General features: G+C 31.7%; 11 protein-coding genes. 1 reads left to right on the plus strand and 10 read right to left on the minus strand.

The genetic code is table 11. The features are described from left to right. Nucleotides 1–140 precede the first annotated feature (140 nt). Genes N456_RS11900 through N456_RS11910 form a run of 3 tightly spaced genes read right to left on the minus strand, consistent with a single transcriptional unit; the run spans nucleotide 141 to nucleotide 4,856 of the window. On the minus strand, nucleotides 141–1,205 hold the full coding sequence (locus N456_RS11900; RefSeq protein WP_062057162.1) for an acyltransferase: 1,065 nt from the start codon (nucleotides 1,203–1,205) through the stop codon (nucleotides 141–143). A gap of 51 nt (nucleotides 1,206–1,256) precedes the next feature. Further along, nucleotides 1,257–3,038 (minus strand): 3D domain-containing protein, encoded by a 1,782-nt coding sequence (locus N456_RS11905; protein WP_082422517.1) that lies wholly within the window; start codon nucleotides 3,036–3,038, stop codon nucleotides 1,257–1,259. Nucleotides 3,039–3,095: 57 nt separating this feature from the next. Further along, complete coding sequence (locus N456_RS11910; RefSeq protein WP_062057166.1) at nucleotides 3,096–4,856, minus strand: glycosyltransferase family protein; 1,761 nt, start codon at nucleotides 4,854–4,856, stop codon at nucleotides 3,096–3,098. 501 nt (nucleotides 4,857–5,357) lie between these two features. Between N456_RS11910 and N456_RS11915 the strand changes: the two genes are divergently transcribed. Further along, the gene (locus tag N456_RS11915; protein ID WP_062057168.1) at nucleotides 5,358–6,869 is read left to right on the plus strand and encodes a carboxypeptidase-like regulatory domain-containing protein; all 1,512 of its coding nucleotides are present in this window, start codon (nucleotides 5,358–5,360) and stop codon (nucleotides 6,867–6,869) included. Between the two features lie 353 nt (nucleotides 6,870–7,222). Here N456_RS11915 and N456_RS11920 read toward each other — a convergent pair whose 3' ends face one another. The 7 genes from N456_RS11920 to N456_RS11950 form a co-directional block, all read right to left on the minus strand. Then, nucleotides 7,223–7,888, minus strand: a complete 666-nt coding sequence (locus N456_RS11920) for an ABC transporter ATP-binding protein (RefSeq protein ID WP_062057169.1) — start codon at nucleotides 7,886–7,888, stop codon at nucleotides 7,223–7,225. Nucleotides 7,889–7,991: 103 nt separating this feature from the next. Beyond that, nucleotides 7,992–10,499, minus strand: a complete 2,508-nt coding sequence (locus N456_RS11925) for an ABC transporter permease (protein ID WP_082422518.1) — start codon at nucleotides 10,497–10,499, stop codon at nucleotides 7,992–7,994. A 27-nt stretch (nucleotides 10,500–10,526) separates the two neighbouring features. Continuing rightward, on the minus strand, nucleotides 10,527–12,953 hold the full coding sequence (locus tag N456_RS11930; RefSeq protein ID WP_062057173.1) for an ABC transporter permease: 2,427 nt from the start codon (nucleotides 12,951–12,953) through the stop codon (nucleotides 10,527–10,529). 66 nt (nucleotides 12,954–13,019) lie between these two features. After that, nucleotides 13,020–15,410, minus strand: coding sequence for an ABC transporter permease (locus N456_RS11935; protein WP_062057175.1), 2,391 nt, complete (start codon nucleotides 15,408–15,410; stop codon nucleotides 13,020–13,022). 45 nt (nucleotides 15,411–15,455) lie between these two features. Continuing rightward, nucleotides 15,456–16,205 (minus strand): head GIN domain-containing protein, encoded by a 750-nt coding sequence (locus N456_RS11940; protein WP_240315517.1) that lies wholly within the window; start codon nucleotides 16,203–16,205, stop codon nucleotides 15,456–15,458. Nucleotides 16,206–16,216: 11 nt separating this feature from the next. After that, nucleotides 16,217–18,646, minus strand: a complete 2,430-nt coding sequence (locus tag N456_RS11945; RefSeq protein ID WP_062057178.1) for an ABC transporter permease — start codon at nucleotides 18,644–18,646, stop codon at nucleotides 16,217–16,219. A gap of 55 nt (nucleotides 18,647–18,701) precedes the next feature. Beyond that, complete coding sequence (locus N456_RS11950) at nucleotides 18,702–19,397, minus strand: ABC transporter ATP-binding protein (protein WP_062057180.1); 696 nt, start codon at nucleotides 19,395–19,397, stop codon at nucleotides 18,702–18,704. Nucleotides 19,398–19,411: the final 14 nt, after the last annotated feature.

The following is a 19,411-nucleotide window of genomic DNA, read 5'->3' on the forward strand; positions in this document are numbered from 1 at the left end:
TGGGAACTAGGTAGAGCTGCTGCAATATTATAAATAGACATACGAAAAATTACGATTTTTCTGAACATATTAAAAAAATAAAGCTTCATAGAGATAAGTCTCTATGAAGCTTTATTTTTTTAATGCTAATCATCATGGGGTTACCCTGCGATGATATTCCCTAGTTTTATCTTTTTCATTATACTGATCACCAGTGCTGAAACGACTAAGCAAATAATTGACACCATAGGAACGCTAACTGCGGGGTGTGCAATGGCAGTGTGTATTCCTATATAAGCCAATAGATATGTAATCAAAATATGTACTAGGTAAATGCCATAGCTATGCTTGCTAATAAAGCACACAAAGGTTAATAGCCAACCCTCTTTGATCGATAGGTTTTTAAAAAAAAGAAAGAAACCCATAGCACTGATTACCACATTAATTCTAAGATAATAATAGAATTCTTCTTTAAAAACTCCTGACTGCTCGGATATATAATAAGTGCCTAAAATGGTAATGGCATTGCCGAGTATAAATAGCAATAATGCAAAACTCTTATTGTTTAATAGTTGGTTCGTATTATTTCTAAGGAAATAGCCGAATACCATATAGCACATAAAACTCGAAAAATAAGAGGTATCTATTGCTGGCATATAGGAGTGCAAAAATGAATAGTGAAAGGTAATTACAACTACCCATAGCGTTAGGAAGTATAGTATTTCTTTTGATGTTGCATTTTTAATCCATTTGCGAATAATGGGTATAAATAAATATGCTCCGATTAGTGTATATACAAACCATAGGTGTACATGACTACTATGTAATAGTTTATCTCTTATAAATATTAAGGTATCAACACTCCCCATAACCACATCATTATCAGACATTTTATGATACAAGTCATAGCCAATATACACAAAACTCCAAAATAAAAAAGGGGGTATTAGTCTCATAAATCTTTTTTTTATAAAGTTTTCTAAACTATAATCTCTCGATAATAATAATGCTCCAGAGATCATAAAAAATATAGGTACGCAGAATCGGACACCTCCATCATAGATATTCCCTACCCACCAATGCTCCATCGAATCGGTAGTAAACGCTCCTAATAAATAGCCCGAAGTATGTAAGAAAATCACAGCAAAGGTGGCAAGCGTTCTCAATACATCTATCCAATATAGGGGTTGTTTTTCTGTAGTATATGTTGTTTTTTCTAAACTCATTTGATCATTTTGATTGGTTGTATATAAAATTGTAAAAGGTTTGTTTTTTCGTTAATAGGATAAAACATGAACCGTTAGTGATTCTGGTAACTGACTAGCGATTTCTTTATACCATTTATAACTGCCTGCAAATACATCGATATGATTTCCTTTTATAGACCAACCGGTATCATTGGCATAAAAAATACCATCGTGGATATTTCCATCGGGTAATTGTAATCCATCATACTCTTTGATATACACTTTAGAACCTGTAGGTAGTAAATCAGGGTCTACAGCAATGGTTTTAAATAATTTTAACTCATCACCATTCATGTCTACTCCCCACTTATACTTGGTTTGGTCTAATTCTATAAATTTTGGAGCACCATTATTTTCTGAGATTAGGTTGATTAATGATTTTTTTCCGTTTTTTCTTTTTACATATGCAGTACCTTCTACAGTAGCTCTTTTGATTAATCCAGTATCGTATGTTTCTCCTTGGAGCAGGCATGTAGATAAATCTGTTCCCATAAAACATTCTTTACCTCCTTCTATTTTCCATTCTTCCTTTTCTGAATCAAAGATCCAATAAAATGTCATTTTACACTCTAGAGAAGAAATCGGGTTTAAATGATCTGTTCTCTTTTTTATTTTAGTTTTTTTTATCGGTTTAGGATTATTTAACCAATCCAATAGCTCTATATTACTGACTAGTTTAGTATCAGGAGTTTTCAAAATATAGTTTAAAAAGTTTCTTATAACCCATCTTCTATCCTCTCCATTGGTTTTAATCCTAACATCATCTTCCCAAATTTCTCGTTCATTAAACTGATCGGTATAATACTCGCTATGGCAGGCTAGAGTAAATGGACATCGATTCCCTTTTAGTCGGAGGTCATATGAATATTTTAGGGTAGCCAATACTTCTTCCTTAGTCATATTAAACCTAAAAAATAGATTGAAATCAACACCTGATATTTTTCCATACTGTGTGCTAAAAAAAGAATGCTTTAGATATAATTTTTCTCTGAGACTAGTTGTAATCCCGTATTTTTTACATACCTCATCTGGTGGTACTGTAAATACATAGTTTGGAATCTCCCATAACCCTGGATGGTTACCATTTTTAGACACTTCTTTATTCCACCACTCAGGATTCGGAAACTTTCCTTTTCCTCCATTATCAAGGGTATATGGCCAATAAAGGTTTTTTCCGTCGATCTGTAATTGGTATCCTTCTTCGATACTACTGTCATATAGCATATTCGTTTTTTTTAATGCAATAAATAGACTGTCGTTATAGGATAAAAAAGGCGCTCTAAATCCATAGATATCTCCTCTATCAACTCCTACTCCTCCTGCCATTACTGGGATTCTTAATTGGTTATTATTTCGCTCTATTTCGTGGACCCACTCGCTAATAGAAAAATTTTTACCTGACCGATGGCTAAAAGTATGGTTGCCAATCTCATGACCTTTTTTGTAGGCTTCTTTCCATGCCATTCGATTATACCTGTGACTTTTTGTACTACGTTCTGATATATGTGATGCATTTACATAAAATGAAAAATGGGATTGCTGTGTTCTAGCAAGGTTTATAGAGTCAAAAAGATCTATCAAAAATCGTAATCCTCCACTAGATCCAGAGCCTTCTATGCCTGATAAACTATTATCATCAAAACTCAATACTACAAACTGAGGCACCTCTACAGGTTTAAGTCCATTAGGTGGCATTGTAGAGGGTAAACACTTATTGAGATGGTATTTTTTTCGAACTTTATTGGTAACATTAGAACACGAAGAAACAATCAGAAATAGTAATACTATTCCTATGAGACATATTATTTTCATAGATTTTTTTATTTGATGCTATTGATTCGTATATTTTTTATTGTAATTGATCAACTATTAACATGAAGCAACTAGGTTTTGATTCTTATTTTTAAATAGATAGACGATAGATAAAAAGAAGACAGGAATGATTTCTACTAGCTCAATGCTCATTATAAGAGTAAGTATAATAATTTGTACAACATCATTGGTTAGAAATACAATCAAAAGAAAAACTGTATTTAGTATAAAAAAAGAGGATAATAAAAAAAGTTTCTTAGTAAAAGTATTTTCTTTTGGTTGTTCCATTGCATTTCTCCATGCCTTATTCTCCTTTACATAGTGAGATTCTCTATCTAGTAATAATTGAGATTTTTTAATATCAAAACGAAACTTTTCATCTTCTTCAATCCCTCTGGTACCCCATGATTTATCATCAATATTGGCTAATCCATAAATAGGGATCAATAACTTATACAGTACTGGACCTACTAATAAACTGAGAAAGAATTCAGAAATCAGAATCGATAAATCTTTTCCATTTGATGCATTACATGTAATCGAGACTAAAATAAGTAGTGGTTTGTATATAAATAATAATGTGATCGCTACAGGTACTATCCAGTATAAGTGTAGTACTCCACAGAATAACCCATAATTAACTAATACAATAAAAATAAAAAGATTACTTACAATCCACCATTTTACATTCCGTAGACGTTGATTTGTTAATGTAAATCCAAAAAAAACAATGTATAACCAGAATAAAAAAGCTATGTTTTTTTGGGGATAATAATCCCCAAAATATCCATAAGAAGCGACTATTACAAGGCTTGCAACTCCTAAAAAAACTCCGATTAATTGCGAAAAAATAATTAACCACTGAACAAAGTGAGATCGACTTCTTTTTAATAATGGAGAGTTGGTAAATAAGAGTTGAATAGAATTGATGATGGTAGAATTATTCCATCTACGCTGCTGTCTTAAAAACTCTATTGTTTTAGAGGGCGCAATTGTAGTTGCTGTTGCTTTTTTTTGATATAGTGTTTTATAATTTTTTTGTATTAAAAGAGTAGTTAAATACCTATCTTCTCCCAGATCGAGTTTATTAATCTGAGAAATACTATTTCTATTAGGGATCTCGCTTAATTCTGGTAAGCATTCACAAAATGCACTATAACGAATCATAGAAAATGCACCAGGTAGTACAACACATCTTTGAAAAATTGTATCGGCAGACTTGTATAAAGAATGGCAGATAAAGTAAATATAATCCTGAATTAGAATAAGAGGGTTAAGGCTAAGATTAGATACTTTTAGAAGACCTGTTACGCCACCACAGCTAGCATCTTTTTCAAGCTCGTTTACAAGATGTTGAATATCTTTTCCTCTAGTATGAGTATCACTATCTAAGGATAAAACAGAAAAAGGCTCTTCTCCTCTACACTTAGCAATATATTGCGAAATTTCTGCAAATAGCATCATACTATATCGTTTCCCTTTGATAAGGTTATCTCCTTTAATACAAAAATAGAATGGGATGTCATCGATACAGCCTTTAACAATAGTACATCCAAATACCTGATGTATATCATAATTATTTTCTTTAAATAAATAACTGAGCAGTATTTTATGTGTCGATGTTTTAGGTTGGTTGTCATTTTGCCCATCTAATACTATAAATAAGAGCATTCTTTTTCTTAGTGAAGGTGTAATATTTGACCTAGAAAATATGCTTAGAGAGTGAATTAATTCTTCTTCTGATTCATTACAGACAGGTAAAAAACAGAAAATATCAGCCTTTTTATCAATATCAAATAATCTAAAAGATTCTTTCATTTTATATAGGTTTTAAGTACATTAAAGCTAGTATCAAATTCAAACTATAAGAATTAAAAAACGTTAATAAAATCTTAATAATTAACAATATATTATTCTTATAAATTAGGCAGTATGTTTTTGTTAAAACAACATTACTAGGTTTATGATATTATTTATAATCACTTAGTAAACAGTATTTTATGCAAGTTTAATTATAACTTCAAGTTGCTTTTTTAGTTAAAAATCATAAATTAACGCTCTAGTTTCACCTAAGTATTTTAATTAATAGACAAAACTAATTATCTTAATTTTAAGTTAATATTACTTTTTCTATTACGCCAATGTTTAGTCGAATTATCGACAGTGATAATCGGGGAAATATTAGTCTATTTAGTACTACTATTTATAACATGCATGTAACAATTGATTCATATTTCAGTCATCTTTTTTATAGAGATTAAGCAACCTTTTAGAATACAATTTTGTCTATAACGTAAAATCTCACGAAGTTTTAAAATTATGATCTATACTAAAGTAGTATTCACCTCTTTTTTGATATGTTTTGTAAGTTCTATAGCAATAGGACAAACCATCTCTTCTAAAATTGTAGATAAAAAGACCAATGAACCTATACCATATGCTACAATACAGGTGTCAGAAAATCAAGGTGTCATTACTAATAAAGAGGGGAAATTTAGTTTAAGTCTGGATAATTCACTTTCAAAAATCGATTCTATTTACATTTCTTCTATGGGATATGAAAAAATTGGTGTTGCTATAAAGAATGCTACTGATAGTATTATCTATATCGAACCAAAAGCAATAGAATTAAAAGGCGTTTTTGTTTCTAATAAAAACCTTACCGCAGATGAAATCATAGACAAGGTTAAAGAACGAGTATCCCAAAATTATAATTTAGAGTTATCCAAAAAACAATTATTTTTTAGAGAATCTGAATTTAATAGTATCAAAAAATTAGATGTGAAATTTAAAAAATCAACTATCGAAGAACTCAACAAAAGGTTTATTGATAGTCTTACTTCTAGTATTCCAAGAAAATCTGAGTATTACACAGAAGTATTATGTAATTTTTATGGCAATTATGAAAAAGTAAAACTTCATATCACTAAAGCTGCAGAACTTTATGACAAAAATAATATAGGTTCTATGGATGATATGTCTAAAAAATTAGAAAAAATTTTTAAAGACAATGTAAAACCTAATTCATACCTAAAGATTAAATCAGGCTTGTTTGGCACCAAAATACAAGTTGACTCTATCTTAGCCAAAGATGCAGAAGCAACAACTGCAAAGAATGAAATTGATAGCCTAAAGAAAAAAAAGAATACAACTGATTTTTTAAAATATCAAAAATCAAGACTAAAAAGTATTCTGTCTAGTTTTTTCTTTAATGATGATGTAAAATCAAATTTTCTAAACAAGTCAGGGCGATATGACTTTGAACTTATTGATTATACATACATTGATGACAATAGTGTATATGTTATTAACTTTTCTCCCAAAAGAAGTGAGGACTTTAAAGGTACTTTATATATTAATACTGAAGATTTTGCAGTAATTAGGGTTGATTATAAAAATGTAAAGCTTCTTAAAAATTTTAAACTTCTAGGACTCATGTACCAAGATAATCTTTATCATAATAAAATCATTTTTACTAAAGGAAAAAATAATAAATATGATCTAAAGTATCTAGAATCACATAGAGGGAATCTCTTTGGTTTTGACCGCTCATTAAAAGTAATTGAAAAAAATAGATTTGTTAAAGGAAAACGAAAACAAAATGAATTATCCCTTGGTATTGATGCTATTGTGAATAATACAACTAAATTCGAAATCATTGTTTTTGATTCTAATCCTCTAACAGAAATTGATTATAAAAACAGTGCCGAAAACAAAAATATTAAACCAACATACTTATCTAGATATAATCCTGAATTCTGGAAAGGATATAACATCATAGAACCTAATTCTGCTATCCGACAGTTTACTACACCTTATGAAACTGAATAAATCAGCACCCTCGGAGCAAGCCAATGTCATTAAATTAATTTATGTGTTTTTGATTATTAAACATTTACAAAAACAAAAAAGTCTTTTGTTTCTATCATAAATTACAGCCTATAGTTTATCCAGAACTAAGCCAAAGGGTTGGAGTGACAAGCAGAAAATATTATTTTTTTATTCATTCTGGCGTAGATCAGAATCCATTAGTAACAAAATCTTAATCAATGACCTAAATCCTTACCTAAATGACATTACGGAGCAAGTTCAGAGGTATGCTTCCTAAAAAAATAAGGAATATCTTTTTCTAATCTTTTAATCCAGAGTTCAAGGTTTTTATACTCTATTTATAACAATGTTTGTTAGCATTCAATACATCCATCTAATAGATTAAGTACTCGCGAGCCATATGCTGCATTTTTTTCGGAGTGTGTAACTTGTATAATCGTTACTCCTTCTTTGTTTAATTCTTTAAAAATTCCCATAATCTCATCTCCTTGTTTAGAGTTTAGATTTCCTGTAGGTTCATCTGCCAAAATTAATTTTGGGCTAGCAATAAGTGCTCTGGCAACACCCACTAATTGTTGTTGTCCTCCACTTAATTGAGAAGGAAACAGATCTTTTTTACCCACAATATTAAAACGGTCTAGCATATCTGCAACTAAAGCTTTTCTCTCAGAAGAACCTTGTTTTTTATAAAGTAATGGCATCTCTAGATTTTCCTTTACAGTCAATTCGTCAATCAAATGATATGCTTGAAACACGAATCCTATATATTGCTTGTATAAATTAGCTCGGTGTTTTTCTTTTAATGAATGAACTGATTCTTCTAAAAATGTATAGGTCCCTTCATTAAAATGATCTAACATACCAATGATATTCAACAAGGTAGATTTACCTGATCCTGATGGTCCCATAATGGAGATAAAGTCTCCTTCATTAACCCAAAAATTAATATCTTTTAATAAAAAGACGTTCTGCCCTCCTGATTGTACCCATTTTGATACATTTTTTAATTGTAATAGCATTATTGATATTTTTTAATTGTACTTATTATATATTTAGAGCGCATACACTTCATAGAATTAGTTAAGTTAAGATTAGTGTAAACTCATAACGTTTAAAAATAATTTACTCCATTCTTAAATTTTCAATAGGATTAGATGATGCTGCTTTAAGGGTCTGAAACCCTACCGTTAATAGGGTAATTACTAACGCACTTATGCCTGCCAAGATAAATACCCAAATATCTATTGGTGTTCTATAAGCAAAATCTTTGAGCCACTCATTAACCAAAAGGTAGGCAATTGGTGAGGCAAAAGCAATAGAAATAAGGATCAGTTTTGTAAATTCTGATGAAAATAAAAAGGCTAGTTCTGATACTTTGGCACCTAATACTTTTCGGATTCCTAATTCTTTAATACGTTGCTCTGCTGTAAAAGCAGCAAGACCAAATAGCCCAAGACAAGCTATAATGAGTGCCATAAGTGTAAATATACTAAGTATGACTCCCATTCTTTGCTCAGCTATAAATGTACTTTCAAAATTCTGATCCATAAAACTGTACTCAAACGGGACAGAAGGGTCTATCTGAGTAATATTTTCTTTAACCCCTTCTATCAGTGCTTGTAAATCATTGGCATTTTTAATAACCGCAGGATTAAGTCGCATAGAATAATATGACAACCCCGTACCATAATCCCAAACTTTATCATTTTGATGATGAATGATGACTAATGGTGCAATTTTTTGTTGTACACTATTAATATTAAAATTTTTAACTACACCCATTACTTCAAACTGATCTTCTCGACCTGATGCTAAAGCTATTTTTTTTCCTATGGGAGAGTCTGTTGTATAGGTTTCTAGAGCCCCCCACCCTAAAGCTTTAACAGCTTCTTCGTTTAATATTACCTTATATTTATCATTGGATCGAGAAGAATCAAAGTTTCTTCCTGCAATAAACTGTACTCCTAATACATCTAGATAATCTTCTTCTGTTCTAACATTTCTAAGTTGTACTACTTGGTTTTCTGACTCTAGTGTTTTATATCGATCTCCAGACCATATATTAGGAGGTAATCCAAAGGATTTTCCTACTTTAGAGAATGCAGGGTTCATCGCAAATGTTGTTTTAAGTGCTTCGGTATCAAACCCTATTTGTTCGATATTATGAATCTGAAGAATATTATCTTTTTCAAACCCTAAATCCAAAGAAGAGGTATATACCAATTGTTTTTGTACAAATAGAGTGCAAATGACCAAAGCTATAGAAATCGTAAACTGAAATATAACTAATCCATTTCTAATTCCTTTTCCTCTAAACTTTGCACTTACTTTTCCTTTAAGCGTTTCTACCGGTTGAAACATTGACAGATAAAAAGCTGGGTAACTCCCTGAAATTAAACCTAATCCTAATATAAATAATAGTAGTATTCCTAGAAATAATGGATTCCCTAAATATGGAATCAGATCGAGCTGTACATTGGCTATAGTATTAAATATATGTAAAGAAAGTTGTACGAATAATAACGCAAAAATAGTTCCTATTAAAACAAAGAGCGTAGATTCTAGCACGAATTGCTTAATTAATGTTCTCCGTTTAGACCCTAAAACTTTTCGCACTCCGATTTCTTTTGCCCTCTTAGATGATCTTGCTGTAGAAAGGTTCATAAAATTGATACTAGACAGTACAAGTACTAAAAGCCCTATAGCTCCAAATATTTTAACAAACATTGGGTTTCCGGTAGGTCCAAAGGAATGCATTGCTGGGGATTCTGACAGGTATATTTCTTTAAGAGGTTGTAGATATAGTGACCAATCGTGTCCTGCGGTAAATTCTTTAAACGTTTGGTTAAAGATACGCTGTGTTGTTGGAGGTGCCCATTTTGGTGGAATTGCCTGTATTCTATCCGTAAATGCTTGTATATCGGTTCCTTCTTTTACTAATCCATAGGTAGAAAATGCTGTCCATATCCATTTCCAATCATGGACTCGTAATTGGTCTGAAAAACTTTTTAATGAAACAAGTATATTAAATTGAATATGTGATTTATAAGGAACATCTGCAAGTACTCCTGTTACGGTATAGGTTTCCCAAGAACCATCATCACTTTTAACCTCTACAGTTTTGTCTATTGGATTTTGATCTCCAAAATACCGCTTAGCTGTTGTTATTGTCATCACCATGCTCATAGGTTCGCTAAGTGCAGTTTTAGGGTTTCCTTGTAAAAATTGAAACGAAAATATATCAAAGAAGTTTTCCTCTGCAGCAAAATAATGTTCTTCTTTATGCAGATTAGCCAGTGCATCAGTATTGGTTCTGACAATCTGTGTCCCAGTTCTAAATAATCGTGTTACTTCTTCAAACTCTGGGGCATCTTCTCGCAATGCTATAGCAACATTGGCTCCTGTATTAGAAGATTTTTCATTCCAATCATCCCAAATGTTTGGTTGATTAATTCTATAGATGCGCTCTCCTTTTTCATGAAAAGTATCATAGGTCATTTCGCTATGAATGTACAACCCAATAATAAAACACGTGCTAATACCAATACTTAGCCCTAATATATTAAGAATCGTAAATTGTTTTTGCCTCATAGCATTTCTCCATGCTATTTTGATATAATTCCGGATCATAATTTTTCGTTTTTTGATTGATCTACCTTATTCATCTCTTAGTGTAGTTGCAGGGTTTTTATTAGCCACTATAAAACTCTGCCAACTTACTGTAAGTAATATAATACTCAATGTTATTACTCCTGATAATATAAATATCCACCAACTCAGGCTTGTCTTTAATGCAAAGTTTTCTAACCAAGAATTCATAGTATACCAAGCTATAGGAATTGCAATTATAAATGCAACCCCTATCCATTTAAGAAAATCAATATTTAGTAATTTCAGAATTCCAAAAACACTGGCTCCGTTTACTTTTCTTATTCCTATTTCTTTTTTGCGCTGTATACAGGTGTAAGATGATAATCCAAACAAGCCTAATGCAGCAATAAAAATAGCTAGCATGGTAAAAACTCTGAATGCTGCACTGAATTGCTTATCATCATTATATTGCGCATCAAATTGCTTATCGACAAACGTATAATCAAACGTACTCTTAGAAAACGTTTGTTTCCATAAGTTTTCTATCTGAGTAATGGTTTGCATAAACTCTGATGTAGAAATTATAGTTGTATCAAATTTTACCAACATGTAATTATCGACTCTGCCGTGGCGAATAATTAATGGTATTACGGGCTTTTTTAATCCAAAATGATGATAATTTTTTATCACTCCTATAATATTCCAGTCTTCGCTCCAAAACTTGATTTTTTGTCCCACAGCTTCTATTGGATTACTCATACCGATCATCTTTGCCATTTCTTCATTGATAACTACTTGTCGGTTTTTGTATGTACTATGAGATAAAAAAGTATTTCCTGCAACAAATTTCATATCCATCATTTCAAAATATTCAGGGCTATTTATTTCATAATTATAATATACTTTATTGTTATTGTTTGTCCCATCGGGATAGATAATTCCCATGGCAGATGATAAATTCATAAAATCATCACCTGGAAATGTTTGGGTAGTCATTACATGAGAAACATTAGGCAGTTTTTTTATCTTATTTTTCATAAGCTCGAGCTTTGTACTCAGAATACTATCTTTTTTAGTTAGTAACTGCCCTGAAAAAGCCACGATATTGTTTAATGAGGTTTCTAAAGGTTGATTTTGCAGGTGGTTAATCTGGCGTGTAATGACTATGGTACCAATGATAAGCACAATTGTTGCTACAAATTGTATAACTACTAGTCCTTTTCTGATATGTAATCCATTGGTTGAAGTTCTTATTTTTCCTTTTAGCGCTTTTGAAGGTTTATAGCTACTTAACAAAAAGGCAGGATATAGACTTGCTAGCATTACTCCAAAAACTACAATACCAAAAACAGGCAGAAGCTGTTTTATAGTTCTCATATCTAATATCAATTCACCACCAGTAGTAATTTTATTATAAACTGACAATACTAGCATACTTATAGCTATTACTAAAAGAAACGCTACCAGATTAAGAATAACCGATTCTACAATTGATTGTATGATTAACTGTGATTTCTTTGCCCCTGTTACTTTTCGAATTCCTATTTCTTTAGCACGTTCTAGAGATTTAGTAGTAGAAAGATTAATGTAGTTCAACCAAGACAGTATTAGAATAATAAAAGCAATGGCTGTTAAGAACTTTACACGGGTAGCACTTCCGTTTATTTCGGTTTCATAAGGTTTATTAGAATACAAATGAATATCTTCTAGAGGTTCTATGTTATGACGTTCATCAAAGTTATCACTAAAATCAAGAGTCATTATTTTTGTTTTTAACGTCTTGATATTCGCATTTTTATCGATTTTGAGATATGTGAAAAAATGATTTTGATTCCAATTAAGCTCTCTTTCATATTTGTCAAATGTATTCCAAGTATTGATCGTGCTATACGAAATCAAAAAATTGGTTTTCATATGGGTAGTCTCAGGCACATTATCCATTACTCCTGTTATTCTGAGCATGGTTTTATTTCCTCCTACAAAAGCGAATATCGAGTTACCGATAGGGTTTTTATCTCCAAATAGTTTAGAGGCTAGGTTATGGGTCAATATAATGGTGTTAGGTTCTTGCAAAACACTGTTTATATCACCCTTTAACAATGAGTATCCGAATACATCAAAATATGAAGGATCTGCTAAGGATCCATTTTTTTCTTTAAAAACCTGACTGTTATAGGTAAATACTATCTCATCAAATTTATATAAGCGTACTTGCTCTAGAACTTCAGGAAATTTTCTTTTTATAGTTGGTCCCGTAAGATTATATGTTTGAGCATCCCCCGGTTCGTATATGTTACCTTTTTTATAATCCATATATACCCGATATACATTTTCTGATCCTTCAAAGGTGTCATAACTACGCTCATAATTCACATATATCATGATCAAAGTAAAAGAGGCAAGCCCTATCGCTAATCCCAGAATATTGAGAAATGAATAGAGCTTGTTCTTTAAAAGATGTCTAATTGCTATTTTTAAATATAAGGTGTACATGGATATATAGTTTTTAGATTCTCATAGTACCGAACTTGATTTGGCACTTCTATAACGTTCTTATAATTACTCTGTTCTCAAACTTTTTATTGGGTTAGCTAAAGAAGCTTTTGTAGCATGGAAACATACTGCTATAAATGCAATGAATAATGCAGATAGTCCTGCCAATGCAAACATCCACCATTGTATACTTATTCGGTAAGCAAAATCTTCTAACCAATAATTCATTATAAACCAAGCTACTGGTGAGGCTACAATAAAGGCTACACCTACTAGATTTATAAATTCTTTAGATAAAAGTTTTACAATCTTAACTACAGAGGCTCCTAATACTTTACGAACACCTATTTCTTTTTTACGCTGTAATGTACTATATGCTACTAATCCTAATAATCCAAGACAGGATATTAATATTGCTAGTATCGTAAATGATATAAATAGATTTCCAAAACGTTCATGGGTACGGTATTGTTTATCAAATGCTTCATCCAAAAAATAAAAGCCAAACGAATCATCGGGTAAAATTGCTTCCCACTTCTGCTCTATAGAAGATAATGTTTCTTTGATATTATGAGTGCTGATTTTTACTGATAAAACATCTGTTCTATCAGGAGCAATAGTCATAGTCAAAGGTTTAATACTTTCTTCTAATGACTTAAAATGAAAATCTTTTATCACCCCTATTACTTGCCCTTCTTTGCCCCATTGAGAAAATTTTGCCCCTAATGCTTCTTCGGGAGAGCTGTATCCTAATACCTTTACGGCTGCCTCATTAAGCACCATAGCTTCTGTAGAATCTGTTCCAAAATCTCTTGAAAAACTTCTACCAGCAATTACTTTTAACCCGAATTGAGGAATAAAATTATAATCCGTAAAATAAGCAGCTATATTGATGACTTGCTCTTCTCCATTTTTGTTCTTAATTAAAGAATAGGCTATATTATTTCCTCCTCCTGGAACACTAGAACCAAGACTAGTAGAAATTACTCCTGATAGAGTATTCAGATTATCTTGTAATTTTTTCTGTGCTGGTGAAATATTGGTTTCTAAAACGACGATCTGCTCCTTATCAAATCCCAATTCCTGATCACGCATATAATCCATTTGAGTATAGATAATTATAGTTCCTATAATTAATGCTATAGAGATTGTAAACTGCATGATTACCAATCCTTTTCTAAGTAGTATTCCTTTTGTTCCTGTAGAAAAGCTTCCTTTTAGAACCTTAACGGGTTTAAAAGATGATAAAACAAAGGCTGGATATGTTCCTGCAATCGATCCAATTGCTATAGCAATTATAAACAGTATTCCTATATGGGTGAAGTTAGAAAAAATACTAGGGCTTACAATTTTTCCTGATAGGGTGTTAAAAAGAGGTAAAAATATCGCAATAAGTACAATAGAGAGTATAAAAGATAACAGGGATATTATGATTGATTCTCCTATAAATTGAAAGGTAAGTTGTCGCTTTTCTGCTCCTATAACTTTGCGCACACCTACTTCTTTTGCTCTTTCTACAGAGCGAGCTGTAGTTAAATTAATAAAGTTTATACTGGCTATTAAAAGTATAAAAATTGCAAGTATAGAAAATATATAAATAGAATTGATGTCTCCACTTATTTCGCTTCCTCGAGAAGAATATAGATACACCTCATTTAATGGTTCAAGAAAAAGAGAAACATACGATTTATTTTCTCTCATATCGTCTCCAATATTTCGTTCTAAAAAATCAGGAAATTTAGATGCTAAAGCTACTGGGTCAGCATTAGGATTTAATAGAAGGTATGCAGATGGATCATATGTTCCCCAATATTGATCAAAATCGGTTAGAACTCCTTGAGTATATGTCGTCATAGAAATAATAATATCCGCTTGTATGTGTGAGTTTTTTGGAAAATCTTTCATAAGACCTGTAACCGTAAAATTTAAATCATGTATATCTTCATTTTTGATTTTTAAAGTTTGTCCTATTGCAGGTTGATCTCCAAAGTATTTTTTTGCTGCAGTCTCAGATAAGACGATACTATAAGGCTCTTTAAGCACAGTATTCTTATCTCCTTGTAGTATTTCAAAATCAAACATCTTAAAAAATGTAGAATCGACCGCTATTGCATTATTTTCTTTTAGTTTTATTTTTGAATTGCGTATATCTAGACTAATATCCATAACCCGAACTGCATCCAAAACTTCTGAAAATTCTTTTTGTAAATGTGGAGGCACTGCAATTGCAGGCTTATCAGTTTCCATGGTACCTGTTGGCATTTTTATATTAGCAACTACTCGATAAATAGTATCTGACTTAGAGTGAAAGTGGTCATAGCTTAACTCAAAACCTACATATAATAGCATTAAAAAACCTGCTGCTAATCCAATAGCGAGTCCAGAAATATTAATAAAAGAAAACACTCTGTGTTTCCACAGGTTTCTAAAAGCTATTTTAATATGAATTTTAAACATAATTATTCGTTTTTTGATATTAAGATCTAAATAGAATGATGAGCTCTAGTTAATTTGTTGAATAGTAGCTTTCCCTATAACGATCCCTTTTTTTACTATAGGATTTCCATCATACGCTACAGTAGCTTCGCCATAAGCAGTAATTTTTAATTGATCTGAGACATTGATTCTAAAATTACCTTCGCCATATGCTGTGATCTTAGTTTTTTTGGTACTCATTCTTAAGGAATTTACTGTACTCTCTCCATACATGGTATATTTTTGATTATTTGCTATTCCTTCTTTAATTTCTAAATAATTTTCTCCATAAATAGCTACTTGCAATGAATTTACTTTTAAAGAATTTATTGTCACTTTAGATTCTCCATATATTTTTAGCTTAAACTCATCTACTTCTATAGGGCTCTCACATATAATTACTTCTTCTCCACCTATTGACAGCTCTTTTACTTCCTTATAGGTTACAATAGCAGTTGCCATAGTTTCTTTATAGATCGGTTTTTTACTTTTCCATCCTTTTTCTGTGGTTTCAACATTTTTAGTTATCATTTTGGCGCCATCAAGATAGACTTGAAGTGTTCTCCCTATCACTTCGATATGTATTTTATCGTGCGATAAACGTGCATTTTTTATACTAACACTTTCTTTATCTCCCTGTATAAAAGTTGCTTGTATATGTGGACTTATAATTACTTTATCAAAAGGTTGTACTGCTATAGTTGCTGTCTGTCCATAACAAAGGTTAATACAAAAAAGTAAGATGGTAAGTGCTATGTGATACATAAATTTTATCATGACATTATAGTTTATTCTGTTCGTAAACTTTTGGTTGGATTAGATGTTGCGGCTTTAAAAGCTTTCATACATACTGTTGCTAATGTTATCACCATAGTAATGCTACCTGCTAAGACAAAAATCCACCAGCTAATAGAAATTCGATATGCAAATCCTTGTAACCAATTTTCCATATAGTAGTAGACTAATGGTGTTGCAATTACTAAGGCAATGATTACTAGTTTTATAAAATCTTTAGTGAACATGCTCATCACATTGCCTACTGTAGCTCCTAGTACTTTGCGAATCCCTATTTCTTTTTTCTTCTGTTCTGCTAAGAAAGAAATTAGCCCAAACAGACCTAAGCAACTAATCAAAATAGCTAGGCATGTAAATACGATTGATATCTGACTTAGTCTTTTCTCCTCGGCATATAGTTTTTCGACTTCTTTATCTATAAAATTATAGACAAAAGGCGTGCTGGGGTTTATTGCTCTCCAACTCTGTTGGAGGTTTGTCAATAGGGTTTTATAATCTTTAGTTTCTGCCTTAACAAGTAACCAACTAGGCTCATTATCATGAAAAAGCATGATTGGAGCTATTGCCTCTTTTAAAGAAGTGTAATGGTAATTTGCTACAACTCCTACAATCTCAAACATCGAAACTCTACCCTCATAAGTCTGTACTAATTTAGTAGCCAATGCATCCTCTATATCAATATTAAATATATCGATAGTAGCTTTATTAACAATAACCTGAGTACTATCATTAGCTCGTAAGCTTCTACCTGTTAGTAGTGGTGTTCCAACTGTTTTAAAATAAGTATCACTAACCCCATTATACATCACTAATGTTTGATTTGAAGGATCTTTACCTGGGAGGTGTAATCCTAAGTCTCCCATTATATGTTCTGAAGGGTAATGATTGCTCCCCGCAACATGTTTCACTCCCGTAACTTTTGACATTTGAGATCGTAATGCCTCAAATTTTTGTTTGGTATCATCAGTTCCTAAACGAATAGCGATAAGGTTTTCTTTGTTAAACCCTAAATCTTTGGTTTGCGAATATTTTACTTGCTTATTTATAATAATTACTGCTGTAATTAATGCTATTGAAATAACAAACTGAAATACGACTAATCCCTTTCGAAAAATCCCATTCCCCGTTGATACATTAATGGTTCCCTTAAGTACTTTAATTGGTTTGATTGCTGATAAAATCATAGCTGGGTATGCTCCTGCAAATAGCCCACTAAGTATACTTATTACCAATAGAGGCATCAAAACTTTGATATTTAATAATGCACTGGGGTCTACATTTCCTTTTGTAAGTGTATTAACTAAGGGTAATATCAAAATTGTTATTGGAATACTGATCACCAATGCGATTAGGGATAATACTACTGATTCTCCTAAAAATTGTCGGATTAAAGATCCTCTATTAGCACCTACCGCTTTTCGTACTCCAATTTCTTTGGCTCGTTTATTGGCACGTGCTGTACTGAGATTAATAAAATTAATACAAGCTACCAACTGAATAAATAACGCCAAAATAAGTAATAGGTATAAATATTGAATATTTGAAACGTTATCAATCTGATTAGAAATCCCTTTAGAATACAAATGAATATCTTTAACCTTTTGTAATAATAAGCTTTTATCAAAACCTACTTCAGCTAAATTTTGTGCTCCATGACGTTGCAAAAATGCAGGTAGTTTTTGATCTAATTGTTTTTGATCTGCCCCAGGAAGCAGCTTTATATAACTATGTACAAAATTTTGGGTTGCAAAGTTTTGTTCATTTCTTACAAATTCTCCTAATCCAGGAGAATTCATACTCAAAATATAATTAGGATTAAGATGAGATTTTGTAGTACTATCTTCAAAAACACCTGTAACAGTAAGCTTCAATTCATTCTCTCCACTTCCTAAAATGAGATTTTTATCTAATGCATTTTTTTCTCCGAATAGCTTTTTAGCTAATGTAGAAGATAATACAACGGTATTCGGTTTCTCTAATGCTCCTGTAGTATTTCCTTCTATAAAGGTATAAGTAAACATTTTAAAAAGTGTATTATCTGCCAAATATCCACGAGATTCATAATAACTATCAGTACTGCCTTCTACTCGTAATAAGCCATTATTACCTTCTCCAAAATACACAATACGGCATGCTTCTATAACTTCTGGAAAATCCTCTTTTAAAGCTAAAGCAATCGGAGGAGAACTCGTAGCTGTATTAAGGTCAGCCCCTCCATTATCATTACTTGTAATAATCGTTCGTATCCGATAGAGGGAATCTGCATCCTTATGGTATGTATCATATCCTAATTGTGTATATACAAACATGAATATACTTAAACAGCAAACAGTACCCGCAGTAAGTCCTAGTAAATTTATCCCTGTCTGAAGTTTATTTTTTATAAGATTCCTCCAGGCTATTTTTAAATAATTTTTAAACATAATTAATGTTATTATAATTTGACAAAAAGTCAGTTAAAATGCTACACTACCTTTTTTATACTGTAACTCCAATCGCTCTGTTTTGGCTTTCGGTTACGATCTGTCCATCAAAGAGATTAATTACTCTATGTGCATAATGCGAATCTCTGTCTGAGTGGGTTACCATAACTATGGTTGTTCCTTCTTGATTCAATTCTGTAAGTAGATTCATTACTTCTATTCCGTTTTTAGAATCTAAGTTTCCTGTAGGTTCATCGGCTAAGATTAGTTTTGGAGTAGTTACTACTGCTCTGGCAATTGCTACACGTTGCTGTTGTCCTCCTGATAATTGCTGTGGAAAATGTTTTTCGCGATGTGCTATTTTCATCCGCTCTAATACTTCTTTTACTTTTTGTTCTCGTTCCCTTTTTTTGATATTGAGATAAATCAGCGGGAGCTCTACATTTTCAAAAACAGTAAGCTCATCGATTAGGTTAAAACTCTGGAACACAAATCCAAGATTTCCTTTTCTAATTGTAGTACGCTGATTTTCTTTTAACCCTCCTACTTCTTGACCATCAAATTGATATTGCCCTTCATTTGGATTATCTAACATTCCAATAATATTCAGCAACGTAGATTTACCACAGCCTGATGGTCCCATTATAGCTACAAATTCTCCTGTTTCTACTTTTAAGTCTACATTGTTTAATGCTAATGTTTCTACTTCTTCGGTTCTAAAACTCTTTTTTAAGTTCGCTATTTGTATCATTTTTTGATTGATTT

It is taken from the genome of Aquimarina longa SW024 (assembly GCF_001401755.1).
In the GTDB taxonomy this organism is placed as follows: Bacteria; Bacteroidota; Bacteroidia; order Flavobacteriales; family Flavobacteriaceae; genus Aquimarina; species Aquimarina longa.

Coding starts and splice junctions, on each gene's coding strand:
- N456_RS11950 (WP_062057180.1), bottom strand. CDS start 19,397: ATGATACAAATAGCGAACTTAAAAAAGAGTTTTAGAACCGAAGAAGTA.
- N456_RS11905 (WP_082422517.1), bottom strand. CDS start 3,038: ATGAAAATAATATGTCTCATAGGAATAGTATTACTATTTCTGATTGTT.
- N456_RS11915 (WP_062057168.1), top strand. CDS start 5,358: ATGATCTATACTAAAGTAGTATTCACCTCTTTTTTGATATGTTTTGTA.
- N456_RS11945 (WP_062057178.1), bottom strand. CDS start 18,646: ATGTTTAAAAATTATTTAAAAATAGCCTGGAGGAATCTTATAAAAAAT.
- N456_RS11920 (WP_062057169.1), bottom strand. CDS start 7,888: ATGCTATTACAATTAAAAAATGTATCAAAATGGGTACAATCAGGAGGG.
- N456_RS11940 (WP_240315517.1), bottom strand. CDS start 16,205: ATGATAAAATTTATGTATCACATAGCACTTACCATCTTACTTTTTTGT.
- N456_RS11935 (WP_062057175.1), bottom strand. CDS start 15,410: ATGTTTAAAATTCATATTAAAATAGCTTTTAGAAACCTGTGGAAACAC.
- N456_RS11900 (WP_062057162.1), bottom strand. CDS start 1,205: ATGAGTTTAGAAAAAACAACATATACTACAGAAAAACAACCCCTATAT.
- N456_RS11910 (WP_062057166.1), bottom strand. CDS start 4,856: ATGAAAGAATCTTTTAGATTATTTGATATTGATAAAAAGGCTGATATT.
- N456_RS11930 (WP_062057173.1), bottom strand. CDS start 12,953: ATGTACACCTTATATTTAAAAATAGCAATTAGACATCTTTTAAAGAAC.
- N456_RS11925 (WP_082422518.1), bottom strand. CDS start 10,499: ATGATCCGGAATTATATCAAAATAGCATGGAGAAATGCTATGAGGCAA.